21 protein-coding genes and 1 other RNA gene are annotated in these 24,166 nt (G+C 58.8%); 13 read left to right on the top strand and 9 right to left on the bottom strand.

Translation table 11 applies throughout. The features are described 5' to 3' along the window. Nucleotides 1-12 precede the first annotated feature (12 nt). Complete coding sequence (locus L1A08_RS16425; protein ID WP_238757541.1) at nt 13-306, bottom strand: hypothetical protein; 294 nt, start codon at nt 304-306, stop codon at nt 13-15. A gap of 252 nt (nt 307-558) precedes the next feature. Between L1A08_RS16425 and L1A08_RS16420 the strand changes: the two genes are divergently transcribed. The 3 genes from L1A08_RS16420 (at nt 559) to L1A08_RS16410 (ending at nt 5,953) form a co-directional block, all read left to right on the top strand. Next, a complete protein-coding gene (locus L1A08_RS16420) occupies nt 559-2,328 on the top strand; it encodes an SLBB domain-containing protein (RefSeq protein ID WP_238757540.1) in 1,770 nt (589 codons plus the stop codon). Nucleotides 2,329-2,386: 58 nt separating this feature from the next. Then, a complete protein-coding gene (locus tag L1A08_RS16415) occupies nt 2,387-3,409 on the top strand; it encodes a hypothetical protein (RefSeq protein WP_238757539.1) in 1,023 nt (340 codons plus the stop codon). A 255-nt stretch (nt 3,410-3,664) separates the two neighbouring features. Then, entirely contained in the window at nt 3,665-5,953 is a 2,289-nt protein-coding gene (locus tag L1A08_RS16410; protein WP_238757538.1) for an NfeD family protein, read from the top strand. Nucleotides 5,954-6,575: 622 nt separating this feature from the next. Here L1A08_RS16410 and L1A08_RS16405 read toward each other — a convergent pair. The 4 genes from L1A08_RS16405 to L1A08_RS16390 form a co-directional block, all read right to left on the bottom strand. Next, a complete protein-coding gene (locus L1A08_RS16405; RefSeq protein ID WP_238757537.1) occupies nt 6,576-7,895 on the bottom strand; it encodes a hypothetical protein in 1,320 nt (439 codons plus the stop codon). A gap of 66 nt (nt 7,896-7,961) precedes the next feature. Then, the gene (locus L1A08_RS16400; protein ID WP_238757535.1) at nt 7,962-9,293 is read right to left on the bottom strand and encodes a replication-associated recombination protein A; all 1,332 of its coding nucleotides are present in this window, start codon (nt 9,291-9,293) and stop codon (nt 7,962-7,964) included. Nucleotides 9,294-9,429: 136 nt separating this feature from the next. Further along, nucleotides 9,430-9,613: non-coding RNA, 6S RNA (gene ssrS / locus L1A08_RS16395), on the bottom strand. A 291-nt stretch (nt 9,614-9,904) separates the two neighbouring features. After that, nucleotides 9,905-11,485 carry a glycosyl hydrolase gene (locus L1A08_RS16390; RefSeq protein WP_238757534.1) on the bottom strand — a complete coding sequence of 527 codons (1,581 nt, stop codon included), beginning with the start codon at nt 11,483-11,485 and terminating at the stop codon, nt 9,905-9,907. A gap of 222 nt (nt 11,486-11,707) precedes the next feature. Between L1A08_RS16390 and L1A08_RS16385 the strand changes: the two genes are divergently transcribed. Then, nucleotides 11,708-12,025: a hypothetical protein gene (locus L1A08_RS16385; RefSeq protein ID WP_238757533.1), complete on the top strand. Its 318-nt coding sequence runs from the start codon at nt 11,708-11,710 to the stop codon at nt 12,023-12,025. 35 nt (nt 12,026-12,060) lie between these two features. Here the strand turns inward: L1A08_RS16385 and L1A08_RS16380 are convergent, their stop codons facing one another. After that, entirely contained in the window at nt 12,061-13,077 is a 1,017-nt protein-coding gene (locus L1A08_RS16380; protein ID WP_238757531.1) for a DHH family phosphoesterase, read from the bottom strand. A gap of 152 nt (nt 13,078-13,229) precedes the next feature. Between L1A08_RS16380 and L1A08_RS16375 the strand changes: the two genes are divergently transcribed. Further along, nucleotides 13,230-13,877, top strand: a complete 648-nt coding sequence (locus L1A08_RS16375; protein WP_238757530.1) for a hypothetical protein — start codon at nt 13,230-13,232, stop codon at nt 13,875-13,877. Beyond that, complete coding sequence (locus L1A08_RS16370; protein ID WP_238757529.1) at nt 13,874-14,506, top strand: ATP-dependent Clp protease proteolytic subunit; 633 nt, start codon at nt 13,874-13,876, stop codon at nt 14,504-14,506. Before L1A08_RS16375 ends, L1A08_RS16370 begins: the two co-directional genes overlap by 4 nt. Here the strand turns inward: L1A08_RS16370 and L1A08_RS16365 are convergent. Continuing rightward, entirely contained in the window at nt 14,475-15,335 is an 861-nt protein-coding gene (locus L1A08_RS16365) for a hypothetical protein (RefSeq protein WP_238757528.1), read from the bottom strand. The two genes, L1A08_RS16370 and L1A08_RS16365, sit on opposite strands and share 32 nt — an antisense overlap. Before the next feature lie 256 nt (nt 15,336-15,591). Between L1A08_RS16365 and L1A08_RS16360 the strand changes: the two genes are divergently transcribed. After that, nucleotides 15,592-16,053: a hypothetical protein gene (locus tag L1A08_RS16360; protein WP_238757527.1), complete on the top strand. Its 462-nt coding sequence runs from the start codon at nt 15,592-15,594 to the stop codon at nt 16,051-16,053. A gap of 18 nt (nt 16,054-16,071) precedes the next feature. On the opposite strand, the gene L1A08_RS16355 is transcribed toward L1A08_RS16360, so the two are convergent. Then, the gene (locus L1A08_RS16355; RefSeq protein WP_238757526.1) at nt 16,072-16,671 is read right to left on the bottom strand and encodes a hypothetical protein; all 600 of its coding nucleotides are present in this window, start codon (nt 16,669-16,671) and stop codon (nt 16,072-16,074) included. A 243-nt stretch (nt 16,672-16,914) separates the two neighbouring features. Here L1A08_RS16355 and L1A08_RS16350 point away from each other — a divergent pair, with 243 nt between their 5' ends. Beyond that, entirely contained in the window at nt 16,915-17,862 is a 948-nt protein-coding gene (locus tag L1A08_RS16350; protein WP_238757525.1) for a DUF1559 domain-containing protein, read from the top strand. On the opposite strand, the gene L1A08_RS16345 is transcribed toward L1A08_RS16350, so the two are convergent. Continuing rightward, complete coding sequence (locus L1A08_RS16345) at nt 17,863-19,188, bottom strand: hypothetical protein (RefSeq protein WP_238757524.1); 1,326 nt, start codon at nt 19,186-19,188, stop codon at nt 17,863-17,865. Nucleotides 19,189-19,533: 345 nt separating this feature from the next. On the opposite strand from L1A08_RS16345, the gene L1A08_RS16335 reads away from it, so the two are divergent. The 5 genes from L1A08_RS16335 (at nt 19,534) to L1A08_RS16315 (ending at nt 23,704) form a co-directional block, all read left to right on the top strand. Next, on the top strand, nt 19,534-20,532 hold the full coding sequence (locus L1A08_RS16335) for a DUF1559 family PulG-like putative transporter (protein WP_315860598.1): 999 nt from the start codon (nt 19,534-19,536) through the stop codon (nt 20,530-20,532). A 125-nt stretch (nt 20,533-20,657) separates the two neighbouring features. Continuing rightward, nucleotides 20,658-21,092: a hypothetical protein gene (locus tag L1A08_RS16330; RefSeq protein ID WP_238757523.1), complete on the top strand. Its 435-nt coding sequence runs from the start codon at nt 20,658-20,660 to the stop codon at nt 21,090-21,092. A gap of 331 nt (nt 21,093-21,423) precedes the next feature. Beyond that, on the top strand, nt 21,424-22,242 hold the full coding sequence (locus L1A08_RS16325) for a 3-keto-disaccharide hydrolase (RefSeq protein WP_238757522.1): 819 nt from the start codon (nt 21,424-21,426) through the stop codon (nt 22,240-22,242). Nucleotides 22,243-22,822: 580 nt separating this feature from the next. Continuing rightward, nucleotides 22,823-23,401 (top strand): REP-associated tyrosine transposase, encoded by a 579-nt coding sequence (locus L1A08_RS16320; protein ID WP_238757521.1) that lies wholly within the window; start codon nt 22,823-22,825, stop codon nt 23,399-23,401. A 159-nt stretch (nt 23,402-23,560) separates the two neighbouring features. Next, a complete protein-coding gene (locus L1A08_RS16315; RefSeq protein WP_238757520.1) occupies nt 23,561-23,704 on the top strand; it encodes a hypothetical protein in 144 nt (47 codons plus the stop codon). Nucleotides 23,705-24,166 lie beyond the last annotated feature (462 nt).

Below are 24,166 nucleotides of genomic sequence, written 5' to 3'. Positions count from 1 at the left end.
CCTGACAGACTCTTACTGCAACTCTTTGCCGCAATGGCGGCAGTGCTTGCGTTCGGCCAGGGTCTCCTGACCGCAGTGCCAGCAGGTCAGCTTGGCGCCGGTATTGAAGAGCACGGAAAGGAAGTCGAGAAAGGTCGTCCCGCCGCCCATCAAAAAGAAAATCAGCATCAGGACAATGAGTCCGAAGACGATCGGCCCGAAGATGATCACCCACCAGAAAGTGCCGCCGAGCCACATGAGGAGTTCGCCTTGAGTTCCCAGATTACCCGCTTTGCAGATTCGTTTGGCTGCTGAGGTCGTGAGCATAGAAATGCGTGAATGTCCGCGACCAGTTTTGCCGATTATCAGGATTATAGCGGGTTTCCCACCCGACGGTCGTCCTGCGCGTGCGGATTGTTTCTCGCGCCTCTGAGGCGAGCGTCACTCATCTGGTCCTGACGACTCAGGCATTACCGCATCGAACCGGCTCACTCAGGCCGATCGGACGGCGAGGAACCGCGACCACACGTAACCATTCCCTTTCGAGACTTGACAGGACGACGGGGCCGGGAGAGCAGAATGAACGCGAAAGAACACGCCCGTTCGGGAGTTCGCTGGATGGCCTGGCTGGGACTGGCCGTCATCGTCCTCGCGCCTGCTCATCAGTGCTTTGCGCTGGCTCCCAAGGTGATTCAGTTCGAGTCCCCCAAGGACGCGGCTGCGAAAGCTCCGGCTGTCGCTCTGGTGGGAGCGGTCGAATCGCCGGGAACGTACAAATTCACCTCCGAGTCGATTCCTTTGAAGGATCTCATCGCCCGGGCAGGTGGTCTCCTCGATTCCGCCGGCCGGAAAATTCAGATTGTTCGTGGCGGTCGGGCCGGCGTGGTGCTGCTTTATACGCCAGAGATTGACTACAAACTTCGGCCGGGCGATGTCGTCATCATCGAACAGTCCGCTCCAGGGCGGGCTCGAACGGTTTCGTTCAGCAACTCCACGAAGAGCGATTCAGTGTCCGTTGTTCGCAGCCAGCAACAAAAGACCGCGAATGCCGATGCGCACCAGGGCCATGTCGTGCTCATCGGTCTGCAGCCGCATCCGGTCGTGATGCCGCTCTGGGAATCTGGACTCACCGTCGACAGTCTGCTGACCTACTGGCTCAAGCAGCCCGCTCGCGTCGCGGCGGGCACGGTCGTTGTGGCGGGAGATCGATCCCGTACGGAACCGGGTCTGCTTTCCAGCGGGATGGTTCTTTCGGTTCCCCCCCGCCTGGTCAGCACGGACGACCTTCCACGGCTTCCTTCGGTTCTCGACTTTGCTACAGCGGAATCGACTCCGCCGGCCGTTACCAATGAACCGCTGAAGCGTCCGACAACTCCGTTTAATTCGGTGCCAGGCTGGTCGCAGGAGTCCTCTGCGGAGCAAACGCCCCGTGATGTCTCTTCGGATCTGGCGCCGGTGCCGCCGCTGCAGTCTATGAATGAAACAGCAACACCTGCGGCTGCGGTCGAAGCTAAACCTCAGCGGTCGTTCTTCCAGTCGTCAGTCACCGCGTCGTCAGCGACCGAGTCGAGCGTCCCGGGGCTTTCGGTTCCCTCCGCACTGCCGAATCCAACAGCCGAACCGGCTCCCGCAGCCGATATGACCCACCGTGAGGAGGAGTCCAATCCCCGCGTAGCCGCTCTGATGATCCCGGGGACGGAAGACACCGTGACCGACGCCAGCGGACGCGACCTGTTCGAAGAATTCCAGTCGGCCGCCCCCGATTCCTACACGGTGACCCGCAATGACGGCGTGCCTTCTGAACGGGGCGAGATTCACATGGCTGCTGCCGGCGAAGTCGTGCCCAATCCGCTCGAACCGCCCGCTTCCTCGACGGCGTCGCTGATTGGCTTTGTCGCCGGCGCGATTGTTGTCATCGGCGTCGTGACGGTGATCTTTGCCTCCATTCGAGCGCATCTGAATCAGCGAGGACTTTCCGAAGAGATTCCGCAACCGGTTCGCGAGAAGCCCGTGCGACGAGCCGCTCCAGTTCAGGAAGCTGTCGCCGCGACGGAGCAGTCAACCGGGGTGGATGAACGTACGCCCGTGATTGAAGAGCGGGTGCTGTTGCCGCGTGAGATGAAGTTCTTCGGCAAGCCGCACCTGCAGTATGAATTCCGGATCGACGCGGCTCACGAAGTTCCCCGGCCTCATATTTCGACCGGAGCCCGGGCCGAGCGCGAAAGTCGCTCCGCCGGACCTCATTTCCGTCGTTCGGTTACCAAAGACGACGTCCAGTGGCAGGGCCAGACCGGCCTCTGCGAGTCCGAGTATTCCCTGTTCCAGCAGTCGACCAGTTCGAACTCCTAGACGGCCCTGAGAGTTCTTCAGGCGGTAACGACTCATCCAGGCAGGAAGTGGATTGACCATGCAGATCGCAATTGAGTTCGGTGGCGGCGAGTTTCGGTCGCTGCGACGGGAGGGAGGCCGCCTGCTGGCCCGTCGCGTCCCCACAGAATATGTGGTCGTCAGTTCTCTCGAAGCTCAGCGTCGCCTGCTGGAGCGACACGGCGAAGGTGTCGCGGTCTGCGATGAAGGACTCCTTGTCTATGGCATGGCGGCCCGGGAACTGGCCGAGCTGTTGTCCATTCCGCTGCAGTCGGTGCTCGATGGCGGGCGGCTTCGCCAGAACGATCCCGTGTCGCGTCAGCTCCTCGGAGCCCTGGTGGAAGGGCTGCTTCCACCGTCTCCTCCGGCTGGATCACGCGGTCTGGTGATTGCGGCTCTGAGCGATGACTCGGCCGTTGAAGAGCACGATCTTCACTTCCTCAACCATCTGGTCAAGCTGCGGGGCTATGCTCCGGAAACGATCTCGCCGAGCCTGGGGCTGATCTTCGGCGAGGGATCCGACTTCGGCTATTCTGGAATCGCCATTCATCTCGACCACAGCTCGATCGATGTTTCCATCGTGTTTCAGACCCGTCAGGTGGCCGCTTTCACGCTGCCGTTCGGCGGAGCCCGGATGGATCGTGAGATCGCCCTGTCGGAGAAGAACTACGTTCGACTGCAGGACGGCCGCGAAGCTCTCGATGCCCGCCCGCTTCAGGAATGGCGGGAAGGTGTGTTGACGCTCAACCGCATCGTCGATCCGCGAACCCTGGCGTTGCGAAATCAGTATCGGGAACTGGCTCATCTGATCCTGTACCGTGTGCAGCAGGAACTGACCCCACGGTTACTGAATCAGTTGCCGCGACGACTGCCATTGATCCTTGGTGGTCCGCTGGCCAAGCCGGCCGGTCTGGAGCATATTTTCTCGCAGACGTTGCTCAACGTGGAACTGCCGTTGCAGATCTCGATGTTGCATCGCGTCACAGATTTCCGCTTCGCGTCCCTCCGGGGCGGCTTGCTGCTCAGCGAACTCTCTCAAAGTTCCACGCTCGCCGCGGCCTGACGCCGCGTAATAGCGACTTGTCCCTCTTCAGCCGGGCCTTCCGCTGAATTGAGGGAGCTTCATTGATCCGAAACGCTCCCGGTCTCGTTGTACTGGGACGTGGTCGCGCCGGTTGATCCTGCCGTGGTGCAATCGTTACCCGTCGTTCGGGCAGCGATACTGGATTTTCGCACCTTGAGCGGTGAGAATGGGATCGGGGGTGCGTCGCTCGAGAGACGGCGTCCGTCTTGCGACCTGAATCGGAGATACGTGAACATGCGCAGTTACGAACGACCCCGGCCGAGCAGCCTGATTCCTTTCTGGCTCTGCTCCTTTGCGGTTTGCCTGTGGGCCGCACTCGCCTCGCCGAGTCTGCATGCCGATGAAGCCGACCTGGAGCCGGTGGTCGATAAAGTTGAAGAAAAGGCCGCCGGCCCGGCAAAGACGCCGGTCGCTCGCTACGTTGTCGTCGACAGTCCGGTCGACGACAGTGTCTTCCGAACCGTCCGCAACACCGCGCTGAAATTACAGGAACTGGCCCGCACCGAGAACCGGCCCGCCTTTCTCATCCTCGAAATCAAGCCAGGACAAAGCGAGTTCTATCAGGTTCACGGCTTGGCGAAGTTCCTCACGTCGTCCAAAATCGATCGCGTGAAAACCATTGCCTGGGTGCCGGAAACGGTCACCGGTAACAACGTCGTTATCGCGCTCGGCTGCCAGGATATTGTCATGCAGCCAGACGCCGAGTTGGGCGATGTCGGCCGTGGGAAAGCGGTCGAGCCCGATGAAGAACAGCTCGTGCTCTCGCTGGTTGATAAGCGTCACAATCTGCGGCTCAATGGTGATCTGGTTCAGGGGATGCTCAATCCACAGGTCACTCTGCTCGTCGCCACGATTGAACGCGATGGCGTCTCCGAGAAGCGGGTCGTGACCGAACAGCAGGCCAAGGTGCTTAGAGACAACGAACTGGCCATCACCGACGTCGAAGTGATCAAGGACAAAGGCCAGCGGGGGATTTTCTCCGGGCAAGCGGCTCGCGAGCTCGGAATCCTCGTTTCGCAGACGCTGAATACCCGAGCCGAACTGGCCGACCTGTACGGCATCGACCCGCAGAACCTGCGGGAGCATCGCGGCCAGGGGGAATCGACGGTCGTCAAACTGATTGAAGTGACCGACATCATCGACCCCGTGCTCGAAGCCTTCATCCAGCGGCAGATCGAACGGGCCCTGGTGGAAGACGCCGAAGTGCTGATCTTCCGGATTGAGTCGCCCGGCGGGTATCTGATGTCCGGGACCAATCTGGCGAACCTGATTGCCGATCTCGAAGACAAGGATGTGCGGACGATCGCTTACGTCCCCGATCATGCCATCAGCTCGGCTGCCATCACCGCACTGGGGTGCGATGAAATCTACATGGGTCCGGATGGTCAGATCGGCGATGCCGGCGTGATTCAGCAGGAGTTCGACGGAGCGTTCAAACGCGTTCCCGAGAAGCTGCTCAGCCCGCTTCGGCAGACGCTGAAGTCACTCGCCGAGCGCAAGAACCGGCCCTCGGCTCTACTCGAAGCGATGTCGTTCAAGGATCTCGAAGTCTTTCAGGTGACGCATCGCGATACCGGACGCGTCTGGTACATGAGCGAAGCGGAGATCAACGACTCCAACGGAGAATGGGTCAAAGGGCCGCTCGTTCCGGAGTCGGCCAAGGATCAGCTGCTGACAGTACAGGACGATCGAGCGGTTGAACTGAAGATTGCGGCCGGCGTCGTGCAGGATCTCGATGAGCTCAAAGACCGACTCAACATCCCGGCCGATGTGAAACTCGACGCCGTGGGTCGCACGTGGGTCGACACGCTGGTTTACATTCTAAACGACCCGTTCGTGACCGGTTTCCTGCTGTTCGTCGCGATCATCTGCATCTATATCGAACTGCATTTCATGGTCGGAATCTTCGGCATCTGCTCGGCGCTCTGCTTCGGAATCTTCTTCTGGAGTCGGTACCTGGGCGGCACGGCGACCGGACTTGAAATCGTGCTGTTCGTAATGGGTATAGCCTGTATTCTGATGGAGATCTTCATCGTGCCGGGCTTCGGCGTCTTCGGTGTCTCCGGCGGACTGATGATGGTCCTTTCGTTAGTGCTCGCGAGTGAGACGTTCAACAACATTGAACCCGAAGTCGACTCGCAGAAATTCGTGCAGGTGGTCACGATGCTCACCGTGCCGATCGTCGCGGTGATAGCCACGTCGATGGTCATCAGTAAGTACCTGCCCCAAATCCCGTTTCTGCGGCACGTGGTCCTGATTCCCCCCGTCCGTAAGCACGCCGGGGATACCGAGTCCCTGCAGTTGAGGCCCGACCTGGCAAACCCGCAACAGGGACTGCACGTCGGCCAGAAAGGAAAAGCGACCACAATCCTCCGCCCGTCCGGCAAGGCCCGCTTCGCCGACGAGATTGTCGATGTCGTGACGCAGGGCCCCTACATCCAGCAGAACTCGCCGATCGAGATCATCGAAATGCGCGGCTCCCGCGTTGTCGTCCGTGAGCTCTCCAGTGACACCACCGCATAGCCCGAACTCGTCGCAACCGTTCCCAGCAATTAGACGCTCGATGCAGGCAAGTCCCCTCGCCCCTGGGGGAGAGGGTTAGCGTGAGGGGGAAATGCGTGTGGCATGCTTCTAAGGCCGACGCTTCCAGTAGGAGTTAGAACGTCGACGGGTGGCCCGTCCGTCCCGGGCGGGTGACGAAGTCACAAGAGGCTGCGCCATGGGCGAGATCTCTACGAGGACCGAACGATTCCCGTAAAAAACGCGGATGGCGCGGCCTCTTGTCGCTTCCGCGACCCGCCCGCCAAAGGCGGACGAACCACCCGTGAACTCTTCATCATTGCAACCGTTCCCCAGCAATTAGACGCTCCCCCCGGAATGCCGCGTCGCGATTTCATTGCCCCATCCGCTGCGTCCGTGGGCGTCCTAACCCGACGCGTGAGCGAAGGCGTTTGGCGGACGTCCCTCACTGACGTTTCGGGTTAAGAGGTCGACTCTGCGAGCGGGGAGGTCGACAGTTGCCAACACGGGGTGTCGCATTGGAAGCAACGGCCTGCGAAGCGCTCCACATGCATTTCTCCTTCACCCTGGCCTATTATTCGCACGATGCCGCCGCCAAGCGGAGTCTACTACTGTTGATCATCGCTCAGAAGCGGTACGTCAGCAGGCACTCGCCGTTGCGGTACAGGGAGACCGGGCCGTCTTCGGACACTTTGATCACGTATCCGTACCGGGAGGCGGCTCGGGCGGCGTGGGTGCGGCCGCCGCCGGAAAGGAACGAGACTTCGTAGGCATCCATCGCAATGATGGACCCGCAGCGAAGGACTTTCCCTTCGCGCGAAACGACGGTCAATCCGTCTGACGTCAGCAAACCGATGGCGGCATTGCGACGGGCCAGAATTGTGAAGTTCGTCTGATTGACGTTGTCGGCGAGCTGCTGGCCCAGTGGCGAGTCGTCGATCCGACCGGCTTCGGGCGGGAGAGCGGCATCGTCATCGGGAATCAGAACGACTGTCCCTTTCCGCATGTCGGACACGGCGAACAGGGTCGGAATCAGACTTTGAAGCAGTTCTTCACAAGCCCCGTGCTCTCGCAGCACGTTGACCAGCAGATCCCGGTCAATGAAATGCCACGCCCGTTTGTGGCAGCGAAGCTGTTTCCCGTTCGGTAACGCGATATTCACGTCGTCGTTATTGCCGACGTAGCCGACCCAGGTTCGAGTCCGTGTATTATTCAGCATCCCGGAAAGATGATTGTTCGACACCCGAGCCGCCATATCGTAATGCCGCGGCTGCATGCAGCGAACCACGCCATGGACGACCTGCTGGTTGTCGACCACATAAAACGCATTGCGGCCATCGACGTACCGGTAGGAACCCGGCTTGGAGAAGTACCGCGTCCGAAGCAACACGTTCTGATTGAACCGCTCGAAGACATAGAGATCCTCATCCAGGTCTTCGAGGAACGGATTGATGTCGCCCACGAAGACGAAGCCCGACGTACACCGCGCCCCTTCATACCGTTCGAGCGCAAGTTCCTGCAGCTGGTTGATCAGCAGCACTGGCGTCCAGAACGTGTGCGCTTTTCGGTTCCAGACGTAGAGCGCAACCATCAGTTCGGTGAAGGAATGGAAGCTTGCGATTCGTAACGCGCTGCGGGTGACACGGGCCTGATGCGTGACATACAGCGAGGCGACGACCCGTTCGAAGCCGCGAAGAAGCTTCTGCTCGGCATGGGAGAACGGCAGCGTATCCCGCCGGGCTTCGATGACGAAGACAAGGTCGCCGTAACGGAGCCAGAGCAGCAGGAGATGATCGCTGTGAAAGCGGCCTGCGGTCTGCCCGTGATAATAGGGGATGGCGTAGCGTCTGCGAAAATCGCGTTCCGACAACTGCCGCGAAACGGTCTCAACGCTCGGCAACAGATCCCGGAGAGCCAGTTCAATGCCCAGGATCTGCTGATTCATGCTCGTCTCGACGTGAGGAGAGCGTACTGCCGTTCCGGCCGTGACCTTCGGCCAAACATCTCTGAATTACTCATGGTGCTCACCTCCGTGCTCCCGTAATTCCTGCATCCTCTGGCGAATTCGCCGTTCGTAGCCGCGATCGACCGGTTCGTAGTACGTCCGGTCTGCCCCCAGATAATCCTGATCGACCCAGCCGGAGGGGGCATCATGAGGATACCGATATCCTTCGCCATGTCCCAACTGTTTTGCCCCCTGATAGTGACGATCTTTGAGCTGCATCGGCACGGGCAGAATCTCACGATGTTGAACATCGGAGATCGCCGCGTTAACCGCCGCGTAGGAGGCATTCGATTTGGGAGCACAGGCGAGATACGTGGCGGCCTGCGCGAGGATGATCCGGCACTCGGGCATGCCGACCATTTCCGTCGCCTGCGCCGCAGCCGTGGCGATCACCAGCCCCTGGGGATCGGCGTTGCCGATGTCTTCGGAGGCGGCGATCATCAATCGTCGGGCGATAAACCGTGGCGGCTCTCCGGCTTCGAGCATGCGGGCCATCCAGTAGATGGCGGCGTCTGGATCGGAGCCGCGAATACTCTTGATGAACGCGCTGGCGACATCGTAGTGCTCGTCGCCCGTGCCGTCGTAGCGAATCGCTTTTCGCTGCATCGACTCTTCGGCGACATCCAGCGTCACGAGCCGGTCCTGCCCTTCCATCTCCGCGACGGACAGGACGGCGACTTCAAGTGCATTCAACGCCCGTCGGGCATCGCCATCGGCTCCCTGGGCGAGGAACTCCAGCGCTTCATCGGTCGCGCCGACGTTGGAAGTTCCCAGTCCTCGTTCCCGATCAACGAGGGCGCGTTGGAGCAGACTGATGATGTCGGCGGCGGTGATCTGTTCGAACTCGAAGATCTGGCTTCTGCTCAGCAATGGCGATACGAGCGCGAAGTACGGATTGTCCGTCGTCGCTCCGATGAAAATCACCGTGCCCCGTTCGAGATCCGGCAGAAGCACATCCTGCTGCGTCTTGCTGAAGTGGTGCAGTTCATCGACGAAGAGAATGGTCCGGCGGCCGGTCGCGGCCAGTTCATCGCCGGCTTCTTCGAGCACGGCTCGAACGTCCTTCACCCCACACGAGGCGGCATTGAGCGAGTACCAGCGGGATTGTGTGTGATTGGCGACCAGCTGAGCGAGCGTAGTCTTTCCGGTGCCGGGCGGGCCGTAGAAGATCAGCGAGCTGATGCGGTTGGCGTGAAGCAGTCGGCGGAGCAGTCGTCCTTCGCCGAGGATGTGCTTCTGGCCGACGAATTCGTCGAGCGATTGCGGACGCATGCGGGCCGCGAGGGGACGAGCCTGATCGCGATGTTTCTGCTCCGCCTTGTCGAACAGTCCGGCCATAGTTCACGGTGTCGTTTCGCGGACCGGGCGGACCGGAAATCTGCAGGCAGGAAAACGGATGTGACGGCGGTTTGAGCCGATGCTTTCACCCGCGAGCTTCGGACTTCCGTCGCTTCGCTCTCGAGTAAAAAAGAAGAAAGTCTCCGCCGCTGCCGTTCAGACGAAATTTGTTCTGAACCCGCATTCAAAAGGTGGGAATCCCGGCTCAGGGTCCCGTGGTTCACGCAGATGGTGACACGATTGCCTGAACACAAAAGTTCCCGCGGGAGAACTTGTAGGGCCAACAAATTAAGGTCCGGTGTCGAACAGGGCAGAGACTTGTTCTCTCTCATCATGTTACAATCGGGAGACCGCGAAACAAGTCCCCGCTCGCAAAATGGGATGCCGTCTGATGACTGACAACAAACACGATTCCCTGCCGCGGACTCGGAGGGATGACAGCATGGCTTCTTCCATCCGCGAAGCGATGCGAACGGTCTCTCACGTGACGACGTCTGTCTGCATCATGCTGCTCTGCGGCGGCATCGGCTACGCTCTTGACCAGTACTTCGACACTCGGATTTTAGGCTTTTTCGGGTTTGCCGGCGGAGCGTTTCTGGGGATCCGCTATCTCATTGCCCGGACGTCGGGTCATTCGGACGGGGGATCGGGGCCGCGTCCTTCGAACCCATCGGGAGATCGTCCGTAGGATGTTCCGGCGTGTGCAGGATTTCGACGGTCGGATTCTCGAGCACGACGGTCGCCGATTCGACATACACGCCCAGATGCCCTTCGCTAAACGTTTCATCCGATAGACTGAGCAGCACGTTGTCATCGATCGCGAATTCGATGTAGGTGTTCAGACACAATAGCGTAATGTCGAATTCCAGCTTGTCCGTATTCCGCCAGTAGGCGGCCTGCAGTCGCTGATACTGGAAAGCCTGCTCGGAATCGGGTTCGTTCCGATGCCCCCAGGCCCGCAGCTGCGCGACCCCTTTAATGAGATCGAGAGACAGGTGGTAGCCGTCGCTCGATTCCGGATCGACACGAAACAGAAGCCCGCATTTGCCCAGCCCGGAAAGCCGCAACCGCGTCTTCAGCCGAAAGCCTTTGAAGATCGGGGAGAACAGGAAGCCCTGGAACCCTCCATTGCAGTTGACCTCGTAGCTTTCGGAACCATCATCGAAGGCGACCTGGCTGTCGAACTTGCTGTAAAGAGCCGCGATCGGGTTGAGCTCCCGGTGCGTGAACGTGCTTTCCACGATGTCGTCAAAGGCTTCGATGGAGCGAACCGCGAGGCGACCATCGTCGAGTTGGACGATCCGTTTCGGGGGCGGCATCAGATTCTTACGATTTCGGACTTCGGCATCCGGCGTATAGAAATTCCAGAGCAGTGGCCCGCGATCATCCCAGCTCACACGGCCCGCGTAGTTCCCGGCTGCGAGCAGAACGTTGTCGTAATAGTTGCTCCAGGGTCCGTCCAGGCTGTTCGAGTACCAGTAGCGGATCTTGGCATCTTCGCGGATGCTGCCGATGAGGTAATACCGACCGTCGAACTTCAGCAGATTCGGGACCTCAATATCATCGTACTGGCCCGGGTGATGCAGCGGTTCCACGAGTTCGAAGCAATGCGGCGAGGTCTCCCTGGCCAGGCCGACACAGCCTCGTCGAATGCTGGGACCGAACGGAACCCGGGCGGCCATGGCCAGGTAGCCCTGGCCTTCGTGCTGAAAATAGTAGGGATCGCGGAAACTGACCCAGGCATGATCAGCCGCCGGCTTCTGCTCGTAGTAGGGGAGTTTGGAACAGAGAGGGACATAGTTTGCATCGCAGGGGACGCCGGCCGAGCTCTTGTTCGAGGAGTCCTTGAACTTCTCCCAGTGAATCAGATCGCGACTGCGGGCGATTCCGATGCGCTGCAGCGAACCCTGATCATCCAGGGACAACCCGGTGTAAAACATCCGCCACCAGCCCCGCTCATGGGGATCGGGGGAGACATGCATTGTCCAGAGCATGTAGTCGTCCCAGTTTCCCGGGTCGCCGATGAACAGCGCGTTTTCAATTCGCTTCCAGTTCAGCCCGTCTTTGCTGGTTGCATGCGCAATGAAATCGTGGTTGGGCAAAACGAGGTGGAACAAATGGTAGACGCCGTCGTGCCAGAGGACGTCGACATCCCCCATGGTTTTGAAGTGACTAACGAAGCTGTTGTACATGACCGTCGACTCGAAGAAGAGAGTTCAGAAAGGGAGGGGAGAGATGCGACCGCGTAAAACGGGTAGATTTACCCATGGCTAAGTTCATGTTTATCCTGTATTCCGCAGGAATTTCGTATAATCGAGGCAAACATCATCTTTTCAAGGCCGGGAAAGACATCTAGAATGACTGATTGCTGATTTCTGTCTCTTGAAATAAAACGGCGAGGTGAAAATACCGCGATGAATCAGTTCCAGGTGGGCGATCACGTGATTTATCTGATGACCAAACAGTCATCCCACCCGACGTTGCGCGCAACGAAGGTGAGCCCGAGTGCCCATGGAGATCAGTACAACTACGTCGTCGAGAAGTTCTGGGTAATCCGCGAGATTCGCGATGATGGCACGCTGGTGGTGCAGACTCGCCGAGGCAAGACTCGCGAGATTCTAGAGGATGACCCGAGTCTCAAAAAGGCGACTTGGTGGCATCGCTGGATGTACCGGGATCGTTTCCCCGAGCTGCAGGCTCAGCCTGATTACCGCGATAAGGTCGGCGCCTGACCGCTTTCCGAGCGGTCAAATTGCGCTTCGATCGCTCATTTCTGGACGGTTGGTTCCACGCCCGCGAGTTTCAGCTGAACAGCAAACAGCTCCACCAGCTTCTCAATCGCCTGGTCAATTGGGCCAGGCAGCATTGCTCCGGAGGCCTGACGATGTCCTCCGCCTCCGAAATGCTCAGCAACCGGCGTCACATCGACGCTCTCCCGGCTGCGCAGGCTGGCCTTCAGCTGTCGGTTCGGCTGTTCAACCAGAATAAACGCGGCCTGGGTCCCTTTGATCCGCATGCATTCGTTGACCAGATTCTCGGTATCCGCCGGGTGAGCTTTCGTCGCTGCGAAGTCTGCCTGGGTCACGTAGGTGTAAACCAGCAGGTCGTCGCAGGCGAGGCTGACTCGCTGTAAAGCCAGGCCGGAAAGCTTCAGACGTTCCACGGAACCCTGTTCGTAGAGCCTGTTATACAGCTGAGCCGGATTCGCCCCGGCTGCGATCAATTCCCCGCCGATACGCATCGTGACCGGGTTCGTGGCCGGGAAGCGGAACCAGCCCGTATCGGTTGCGATCGCACAGTACAGACTGCTGGCCTCCTGCATCGTGGGAGTATACTCGCAGAATGTCATCAGCTCGTAGACCAGACATCCGGTCGCCGGCGAGGTGGTATCCTTGAATTCGACCGCCTGCAGATCGTCGGAGCTGACGTGATGGTCGATCACGATTTTCGTCGAATCGCTGCGACTCATCACCTTGCCGACTTCGCCCAACTGAATCCAGGCACTGGTATCGAGCACGATATGGGCATCGCATTTGCGGATGAGTTCTGCACGGTCAGGATGAGTATGTAGCGCGGAGACCTTGCTCTCCGGATCCAGAAACTGGAGATGAGCCGGCGTTGCGCCGGGGTTGATGATATGAACCTGTTTCCCCCAGGACTCCAGCATCCCGGCCAGAGCCAGTTCGGAACCGAGCGCATCGGCGTCGGGTCGCACATGGCTCGTCAGGACAAAGGACTCATTATTTCTCAGGAGATCTTCTAAGGATGCCCAGTCAATGCTCATAATGCCGCTTCTCTTACTCAGCTCAATACAGGGCGATCCCTGCGACGCTTCGGGGAGCCGGAGTGACACCCGCACCGGATTAGTCTACAATTTTGGACTGGTTACCAGAATCGCCCCATCCGGGGTTCTCGTCAATTTGGAGGAAGTGATCTGTGACGGATAACGAATCATCTCCGCCGCTCGCCCGCTGGCGAAAACTTAGAACCGTGGGCATCCCCCTCGTTATCCTGGCGATGCTGGGGTTCATTTTCTGGAACGCCATGCGACAGGAAGCGGTCGAAGAGTTGCCGCCCGATCGAGGCGTGCCCGCTCAGGATCCGCTGGATGCACCGCTTCCGCCGCCGGATCAGACCTCGACCGATTCCACGTCGCTCACCCTGCCCGATTCCGCCGTGCCGCCGGACGAACTCAGCACCGAACAGATCGAGAAGATTGTGGTCGGTGCCTGGAAGTCGGAATACTACGGCGACCGGTATCTCACTGTTCGCGATGACGGGACGGCGACGATCTACTTTCACGCCAACGCATTCGCCAGCATGTTCGTTGGCTCGAAGCTGAAGATCGAATACAACTGGTCTTACGAACCTGCCCGGCAGCATGTCGTCTTCAAGATCGTCGGGGGTGGGCCGGCGAAAAGTCTGGAATACGTGAAGAAGATGTGGGGCTCGGAGCAGCGGCAGATCGTGGCAAAGCTCTCCAAATCCGAACTGCATCTCGTTGACTTGGATGGCGAAACGAAGCACCTGTGGAAACACCTCGAAGAAATTCCTCGAAACGTACTGGCAACGCTCAGCAAATGAGTCGGAAGAATTCTCGCCCCCGCGCCGACGCCCCGGCGTTTCGCCCCACCTTTCGTTCTGCTCCCGCGCCGGCCGCCCAGTCTTCTCGAAAAGAGACCAGCGGACCGTGGGAACTGCTGATCGCCGGTGACTTCAACGATCGGCACGTCGAACTCCTCGAAGCCATCGTCGAATTGCCTCTCAACAGTTCCGGCACCATCTACTTCGACTCCAATGGAGGCAGCGTCTATACGGCGTTGTCGCTGCTATCGCTCATTCAGCTTCGCAATCTGAAAGCGACAGGAGTCGTGCTTGGTGAATGCTCGTCGGCAGCCCTGCTTCCATTCGCCGCCTGCCGCAGGCGGTATGTGATGCCCTTCTCGACCCATCTGTTCCATCCCATGAAATGGGAGAGCGAAGAGAACGTGCGTCTTGAGGAAGCGGCTGAGTGGACGCGGCATTTCAAAGACGTACAGGAAACGTGCGAGCGGCTCATGGCTGAGATGTTCCCGCTCGACCGGAAACTGCTGACTTCCTGGTCAATCCCCGGACGCTTCGTCTCCGGCTCAGAACTCGCTGGAGCCGGTGTTGCCGAGCTGATCGAACCGGGAAGCGATCTCACGCAAGTCCGGCTGCCGACACCGCACTGACGATCAGCCACGGCACGATCAGGATGAGATCTGCCAGCACCGGTTTCAGTTCTCTCGAAACCGGCACTACATCCAGAGCCGCGAGCAGCAGAGCGGCCAGCATCGCCCCCGCTTCAAACTCCGCCGGCAACGGCCCGCCTAACAGCATCCCTCCCAGCACACCGGCCGCGAACAGAGCGAGATAACGGTACTTCTCCACGATCCACGGATTGCGCGTCGCCATCGTCCACTCGCCTGCCTGCCCGTCCTCAATCGCTTCCCAGCACGAGATGCCCAGGCAGTTCAGAAAAGCCAGGACGAGACAGACGCCGCAAAACGGCGTCGCAATGATGCCGAACCAGTCTCCCGTGGCATGAATCGCTGGAAAGAAAACGATCGCGGCCAGAAAGTACACGCTCACTACCAGTTCCCGAGGGAGATAGAACCGGAACTGAGGCCAGCGAAGACAGATCAGAAAGTAAGCGGCAAGCGTAAACACGAGCGCAATCCCTGCCCGCAGGTCATTTCCGTTGACGGTCTCTTCAATCAACACGCCTGCAACGAGAGCGAGAATCAACCAGACGACGAGCAGCGGTCCCCGTTTTTGTCGCACGAACAGGTGCCGTCCAATCAGGGCGTGGTTCTGGTCTGTGAAGACCGTATCAAGCAATCGATCACCACAGTAGACCAGCCAGGTTCCCAGCAACAGCAGCAGACGCTCCGTCCACAGCACGTGTACGCCAAAGTGCCGAGCCGCCAGATCCTGCCATGCGATGGCTGCCAGCGGCGCATCGAGACTCAACGCATTGAGCAGCAGCAGAAAGCGGGAAAGCGGAGGTGGCACATTCATCACGTTTGATCATAGAGAACCGAGTCAGAATCGGGTAGCTCCTCCGGAATGAGTGACCGTGTGCGGTCACTTCATGTGTTTTCCGACGCCATCGACCCTGAGTGCGATTGTCATTCTTACAGACCATGCTCTGCCGTTGACATCATTGGCAGATCCGTAGTAACAAACGCGGCTTCCGGAGATCGTCTCGACGGTTCTCCGCTGGCGGGCCTGCTGTGTCGTTCTTCTGCGCGTTTGTTTCGCGATCGAAAGCCGAATGATGATTCCTTTGCGTTCCCGCCGTTCGTTTCTGTCGACACTGACTCTCTCCGCCCTCTCGGTAGGCCTGTCGGGTTGCGGTACGTTTCTCTATCCGGAACGTCGCGGGCAACAGGGCGGTCGCATCGACTGGAAGGTCGTCGCTCTCGACGGCATTGGCCTGCTACTGTTTTTCATTCCCGGTGTCATCGCTTTCGCGGTCGACATCTACTCGGGAGCCATCTACCTGCCGCCCGACGAATACTCCGGCACGCAGCAGCCGGAAATGCACGAAGGCTTCGTCTCGATTCCGCTCCCGGCAGAACGCAGAGACACCCAGTCCATCGAAGCCGTGATCGCCGAGAACACCGGCAAACAGATCCAGCTCGAGGACGAAAACTGCCACCGCACCCGTCTCCCGGCTCTGGCTCAGTTCACCACATTGACCGAGCGGCTGAAAGAACAGTGTGGGTTGGGTTAGGTGAACCCCGCCCCTGTTTCACTCGCTCCACCACGTCACCAGCTCCTTTGGCCAATACCGGGCCGGGAGCGGCATCGCGACGTGAGGCTTCTCCGGAAGGACCACGATTGGCATCAGCGGTTTACACAGACGCCGTTGAGGCAGGTGTTTGCGGACGAAGTATGTCGTCGAAATTCGGCACGGAACCGAGTGGCTGATCGATCGCGGCACTTTCAGTCCGAAGACGCGAATATACTCGTCGGTCAGATAGTCGGCGATTGGAGCCAGTTCCGCATCCTCCGGCCGAGTACCTTTCAGGCGAAACAGACTGTGAGCCAGCTCCTGCAGATACTTCGGCTGCACGTGCCTCGTTCGATCCAGGCAATACACGAGTTCCCCCGGGCAGTTGTCAGCCCCAGGTTTGAACATCAATACGTTGGCCTGAATGATGTGCCCCCAGACGATCAGCCCCTCGGAATAGACTTGCGGCAAGTGATCGAAAAGGGTCGTCAGTTTGTCGCCGGGATTCTGTCGGAGCCAGGCCGGCTTCGAGACATGCAGATAAGGCCGTCTCCACAATGCGACTCGCCGCGGTGGGTCCCCCAGCTTCGCAACACACTCAGCTAATACATCGGACATCACAGTTCCGGTTCCTTCTCGTCTCCTCACCCGAAGTCCGGCGAAGCACGCAACGCGATTACGAAGCCGTTACTACGAAAATCGGACAACAGTGTAGATTATCACACTGTACACCGTTTCGCTTCAGAAGAGCCAGAGAGTGGTTCGCGTGGAAACGTCGAGAAGTCGGCTTCATCCCGCCAACTGTGGCAGGGGAGACCTCGCGGGCCGTAAAGTGAAGTAAGACTGTAAGGAGATGCCGCGATGTTGAGTCGGAGTTCGCAGCAGAAGTCCCCGCCGGGATTCACTCTCATTGAACTGCTCGTGTCGATCGCGATCATTGCGATTCTGATCGCTCTTCTTCTTCCCGCGGTTCAGCAGGCACGCGAGTCCGCCCGACGGATCAGTTGCAGCAACAATCTGCATCAGATTGCCATCGCGATGCACAACTATCACGACACCTTCTCCTCCTTCCCCAGCGGCTATGTGCTCGCCTCGCGAGGCTACGACAACACCTTGCCGCCAAACATGATCCCCGCGAACGACTCCGACGACATGGCCGAAGGTCTCTCCTGCGACATCGCCATCCCCGCAATCGCTCAGGCTGTGCATGAATGGGCCTGCATGGCACGCGCCTGGAGCTGGCATGCTCTGCTGCTGCGGCAAATGGAACAGCTGACGATCCATATCGATTTCGATCTGGCCCGCTTCAGCCTCGTCAACTTCGAAGCCGGGAAAGTGGCGGTCAAACCTTACATCTGTCCCTCGGCGCCGATTAACACCGGTTGCCTGCCGCAGGGAATGACTCAGTATCGCGGCAACATGGGATGGTGGCCCGAAGTCCCGACCGCGACTTCGCTGCCGCCGAACAACGGCATCTTCTACGGAAACTCGGCGATCCGAATGCGGGACATCGTCGACGGCTCTTCGACCACCTTTCTTGTCGGCGAATCACTCCTCGGCCTCTGGCCGGACGGCTACAGCTGCTGTGCCCGCGTTCGTGATGACAAACCGAATTTCGACGCCTTCTGGAGAGGGGAACAGACTCAAGCCATCCCCGCAGTCATGTTCGGCTTCGGCAGCTGGCACGGCAACATCATTCACTTCAGCATGGCCGACGGCTCGACTCGCAAAGTCAGCAAAACCATCGACACCGACGTCTATCGCAACCTCTGCACCCGCTACGGCTACGAAACAATCGGCGAGTTCTGATCAATCAACGCGGACATCCCGCCGCTTCTTCAGGCGCCCATACCGGTTCTCGCCGATGAGCCACACCTGCAGCTTGTTCGCCTTCTGCGTGATATGAGCCGGAATCTCCACGGCCCCCTTCTCACGGTCTTCTTCGGTGATAAAGACGTAGTGTTCGTCGTAACCGCTGGCCGAATTCTTGAAGTAAACAATGATCGGCTTCATGTTGTCCGAGACCAGATCGATCGACCAGGGCGTCCCCCGCTGAATACGATCGGACTGGAGTCGGAAATCAATCTCGCTGACCGAGAATTCACAGGCCGGGCTGAGCGAGCCATCCTGCATTTCGCAGAAGGCGGTGTAGTCGCCACAGGTGTTGAATGTTCGCTCAAACACGCCGAGCCCCGGCTGCGAAACGCGTTCGATCTCAACATCGCCCCGCTTGATCACCAGTGTCTCGATCCCCTGGTGGTCGCGATCCATCAGGTTGATCTTCACCGGCTGTCCCTTGTCATACGGCACCCAGTCGCCCAGATCGAGGAGCAGCACCCGATTGATGCGAGGCGTGGCGGAGTCTTCGGCGTAGTTCGGGAATAAAAACGATTCGGCTGCGTTCTCCCCCCGCCAGGCATCCAGATCACGGATGCGATAAAGCTCGCGATTTCGTGCCGCGAGATGCGCGTTGAAGTCTTCCGCGCTTCGCAGCGTATTGCTCGTCGTTTGCGGCCGACTCTCTTCGACGCGGACGTGAGTCACCTGTCCGTTTCGATCACGAACAACATCGGTGACCAGCTCCACATGGGAACCGCCGTTTTTGGTCCGCGGAGGCGTGTAAATGACATCACCCGGCATGGCCGCTTCTGCCACCGCCGGCGTCACCAGACTGACCCCCTCTCGAAACTCCGGGCCGTGCAACTTGCTCACATAGTAGAAGCCACACTGCAGAGCATAGCTCGTATACGAAGAGCACACCTTGCCGTAGTAACACTCGGCATTGGGAACGCGGCCTTCAAGGCTCTCGGAATAAAGCACACTCTCGGGGTTCTCGACAGCGGCCAGAAACGTCTTCAGAAAGATGTCGTAGCCGATATCGCGGCCGACGTGCTTCACGCTGGAGTACGGCACACCCGTGTACTCAGTCCCGGGCAAAAAGTGCCCCTTTCGATGAGGCATACCGTCCGTGACCGGTGTCCATTTCAGCCGCGACATGATCCGGGCATAGTCCACCGATCGGGCCCGCCAGTCTGCTGAATCGCCCGTCGAACCGTCCCCGGCCTGGATTCGGTCCGACACCAAGAGACAAACGAGCATCAGTCCAATGATCAGGCGGAACGGAGAGCATCTCATTCGGGGTCCTTTCGGGAGTCCAGCAGGCCGCCGCAGATAACACATGTTCCGCAAGGTGGACGCAGAACATATCAGTCAGGTTAAATATCGACATGCAAATGTCAACAAAAGCCATTCGGTTTGCGTTGACATCAGACATAATTCTAATCAATGAGTGTCGATCTGTTGTTCTACGGGTCGGCTGTCGAAGCGACGAATCGATGACGACTCTTTCATCGCGCTTCTGACCAATGCGGTTTTCCGCGGGGATGTTTCCAGTCTTACTTCACTGTCGATCTTCAGCAACGCCCCCGCGTCGGATTCCTTTTATTCTCACATTTCAACATTCTGTTGGAGGTCCGAATCATGAAACGGGAAAGTGCTGGCAAAGCCGGCTTTACGCTTATCGAACTGTTGGTCGTGATTGCGATCATCGCAATTCTGGTGGCTCTGCTGCTGCCAGCCGTCCAGCAGGCTCGCGAGGCGGCTCGACGCTCGAGCTGCAAAAACAACCTGAAGCAGGTCGGACTGGCGCTGCACAACTATCACGACACGCATCGCAGCTTTCCCCCCGGGCTGGTTGCACAGAACCTCGATGCCAACGGACGTCGGAACGCCAACTGGTCCTGGGGAGCCATGATCGCCCCTTACCTTGAGATCTCGACCGTCTACGATGCTCTCCAGGTCGGACGGCTGCGCGGGGATGATGCTCTCTCAACGCCCGAAGGGCTCGCTGCCGCTCAGACGCCGATGTCCATGTGGCGCTGCCCGTCGGATACCGCGCCGGAACTCAATGAGCGGAAACGTCCCGTCGATGCCGGCGGCACCGCTCGGGCGACGGCTCTCGCTAATTACGTGGTCAACCATGGCTCCAACTGGTTCTATCCGCGCGATGTCGGCTCCAACCCCTGGCAGCAGATCCAGGGGCCGTTCTGGCAGAACAGCAATTCGAAGCTCCGCGACTTCACCGACGGCACCACCAACACCATTCTCGTCGGCGAGCGAATCTACGACGACCCGAATGGGGCCCTCGGCGACGGAGCCGACGAATACGGCCGAGCCGGTCTCGTCTGGTTCACCCAGGGCGATGGCTACGCTCAGTCGAGCGGCCCGCATTACACGGTGAACTGGGCCGGGATTGCCGATGTCGCCTTCTGCGGCCGTCAGTACATCAACGGCACCGATGGCTGGGAGAACTCCATGGGCACCTCGTCCCGACACCAGGGGGGCGCTCAGTTCCTGCTGGCCGATGGCTCGGTTCGCTTCCTCAGCGAGAACATTCAGCACAACCGCAGCCGCGTCAGCGACTCGCTCTACGATTTCCTGCTGAACGAAAACGACGGCCGGGTCGTCGGCGAATACTAGGCCGATCCACGGCCGTTGACTCACCAGGAGCGGGGGTTCGCTCGTCGCGGCTCCCGTTTTCTTTCACTCGACCTTGCGTCGCGGACGTTTCGAGCCGCGACATTGTCTTCAGGAGTTCTGACACCATGTCCCGACTGAGACCCTGCTGCGGTCTGGCTCTGCTGGCCACGGCTGCATTGCTCGTCGCCGGTTGCAGCAGTGCTCCGGATGATCGTCCGGAGCTGGCCGAAGTGACCGGCGTCGTCACACTCGACCGCAAACCGGTTCCCAAAGCCAGCGTCGCCTTTTCGCCGACCAGCGGCATGCGGGGCGCCTCCGGGCAAACCAATGAAGCTGGCGAATTCGAGCTCGCCTACGCCTCCTGCATGGGAGCGCCCCTCGGCGAGCACACCGTGGAAATCTCCACCCGACGCGAAATCCAGGACGAATTCGGCGGCGTCGCCGGCATGGAACCCGAAACCATCCCGGCCCGATACCGCGGCAACGACACCACCCTGACCGCCACCGTCACCGCCGACGGCGAAAACCACTTCGTCTTCGACCTGACCGACGACGAATAGCCCTCGCCAAACACGACTCAACAAATTCGTCCAACCCCAAAGGTCCCCGGCCACCCCGGCGGACCTTTTTTCATTGAGCCGCTCAAACTTCCGGGTGACGAAGTCACAAGCAGTCGGGCGTTGACGTTCGAATGACAGTGATCGGCGACGGTCTCACTCAGGATTGCCCCGGGCAGCTGGAGCGGCTCACCGTGCAGGTGCGAACGGGCTATCGACTGGAAGTGGCCCTCAGCTTGCTACTACGAAGCGACCCTAATCCATTAGCACTGTGGCGACCTGCCCTACATGTTATGATCGAGCGTGTCGATCCTGCTGAAAACCTCTGTCCTCAGTGTTGCCACCCATGAAATCATTACTACCACTATTGTTGATTGCTCTTGTGTCGACTGAATTTGGTTTCGAGACAGCAACTGCTGACGAGCCATCGAACGTAACGGAGTTCAAACCGGATCAGACTCAGTTACCAGTCAAACCCCCAGCCGATGCGATTGTACTGTTCGATGGGGGCGCCACAGTTGAGTTTGTCAGCAAACTTGGTGAACCCATTGACTGGCCCCTGGTGGACGGAACACTGGAAAGTGCTGGAGGTCAGAAGGCAAATCATATCGTCTCCACATGGCATTTTCGTGACGCGGACATCCACGCAGAGTTCCTGCTTCCGGAAACGGGAACAGGCAACTCCGGGTTGTATATCCATGGCAATTACGAAATGCAGATCCTCCACTCGTTGGACATGAAAAGACTTGGCCAATCCGACATGGGAGCGATTTATGGATTTAACAAACCGCTGGTCAATGCCGGGCGAGATCGCGGCGTCTGGCAAGTCTACGATATCCGATACCGGGCACCACGCCGCGATTCAAACGGCGAAATCACCGAGAAGGGAAGCATTACGGCCTGGTTGAACGGAGAGAAGGTTCAAGACAATTTCGAATTCGGCGAACCGCGAAGCGTCTATCATCCTTACCGATCGGGGACGACCGACTACCTGAAAGGGATCTGGAAAAAGCAGATCGCGACGACAACAGGACCGTTGTTCCTTCAAGATCATGGCCACCCCGTTCGCTTTCGCAATGTTTGGATTCGTCCGCTTGATGACCACGCGCATCGATTCACGAGCGACGTCGCGCAGGAACCTCCTGCCCGCTGAGACCGCACCCGACTCGAACGCAGCCGATCATCGTGTCGATTGCAACTCAAGGATCGATGGAGCGGTCGTGCCACCGCTCACTGACGCGTGTTCCATCCTGGGACCGCGTGTGATGAACACGACCGCGGTTGCGTGACTCGTACCGCACTGATCAGGCATACGTTGCCGGGGTGGAACCGCAAGCCTGCGGTTTCGCCGAGACCGGAACAGGGGTCTGGGAAGAGCCCCACGCGTGAGTGGAGTGTTGGCTCGAGAATTCTGAACGAACACTCCGCGGGATGACCCGGAAGTTCACTTCCGGGGAACGAAGTCACCAGCCGCCGCCCGTAGACGGCCGACCTGGAAGCTGCGAAGGTTCCACTTGAAGTTCCGTCGGAAAGACTCTCGAACGGGCCGCATGCTTGTTGCTCCATAACCGGGAGAGAAATCCTCCTACCATCCTGTGATTGATCCACGAGCACTGGCAGAGCCAGTGCCAACCCTGATGCATCACCCATCGCCATCCCAAGTGTGCCACTGGCTCTGCCAGTGGAAATCGACGATACTTTCATTACTGGCGTTAAGTTCACAGGGGGAAGTGATGAGCCACCGAAAGAAGTTGAAGCATTTTCATGAGCCGGGGCATCTTCACGAGTTCACGTTCTCGTGCTATCAACGTCAACCTCTGTTGACCCGGGAAGACTGGATGTTGCGGCTAGCCCAATGCGTCGATGCAGCGAATGCCGAAATGAACGTTCAGCTCGTGGCCTTTGTCTTCATGCCGGAACACGTTCACCTTCTGACGTACCCCCTCGACGAGCAGCCGAATCTGGGACTTTATCTGGCTCGCATTAAGCAGCCCTTCTCCCGGCAGATTAGAGTCGAACTTGAACAGCACAACCCCGAGCTGCTGGAGCGGCTCACCGTGCAGGAGCGACCGGGCAAAACCTGCTTTCGGTTCTGGCAGGAAGGAGCCGGCTTCGACCGAAATATCTTTTCCCGGGAAGCCCTGGAAGCGTCACTCAACTACCTGCACATGAACCCAGTCAAACGAGGTCTGTGCGAACGGGCCATCGACTGGAAGTGGTCCTCAGCTCGCTACCACGAAGAAGCACCGTTCCATCGGCAACACGACGACCTGCCCCACATCCACGGCTTTCCCATCGGAGCCTTCGATTAACCAGCGAGCACTGGCAGAGCCAGTGCCACCCCCAAAAGCCTCACCAAACGCCACCCCTCGTGTGCCACTGGCTCTGCCAGTGGACGGGGGACGATCAGCGGCACATGGCGAAACATCTTTTCCGGGGACGCATTGGAGGCGTCACTGAATTATATTCACATGAACCCGGTCAAACGGGGATTGTGTGAACGGGCCATCGACTGGAAGTGGTCCTCAGCTAGCTATCACGAAGCGACTCCACTTTATCAGCAACACAACGACCTGCCCCACGTCCACGGCTTCCCCATCGGAGCCTTCGATTGATCCACGCGCACTGGCAGAGCCAGTGCCACCCCGAAGCCCCGCCAAACGCACCCCTGGTGTGCCACTGGCTCTGCCAGTGGCGCCGGGCTGTCAGCGGCACACAATCGTGACATAAAAGCACTGGCGAAACGCCAGTGGCACCCGGCGAATCGATGCATCGCGAATTGACTTAAAATTCTTAATTGAAAGATTAAATTCCGTTATCGCAGGCATTTCAAGAATCCTATCCGGGCTTATTGCGGAGGCTTAACCTTCCAAACTACTACAGGGATATATACTTATTTTCCCTGGTCATATGACCGTATGCAATGGAATAGTTCAACACAGTGAACATTTCTCGCTGAGCTTCCAGCACCATCTATTACGGTAGTTTGCAACATGTCGTCTCAGAAAACCTTTTAAGCAACAAAAAAAGAGCCTCCAAGGTTTTCACCCTAGAGGCTCTTAATCGTGTGGCAAGTC

This window comes from Rubinisphaera margarita, from assembly GCF_022267515.1.
Taxonomy (GTDB): Bacteria; Planctomycetota; Planctomycetia; order Planctomycetales; family Planctomycetaceae; genus Rubinisphaera; species Rubinisphaera margarita.
This window is presented reverse-complemented; position numbering and strand designations above follow the sequence as displayed.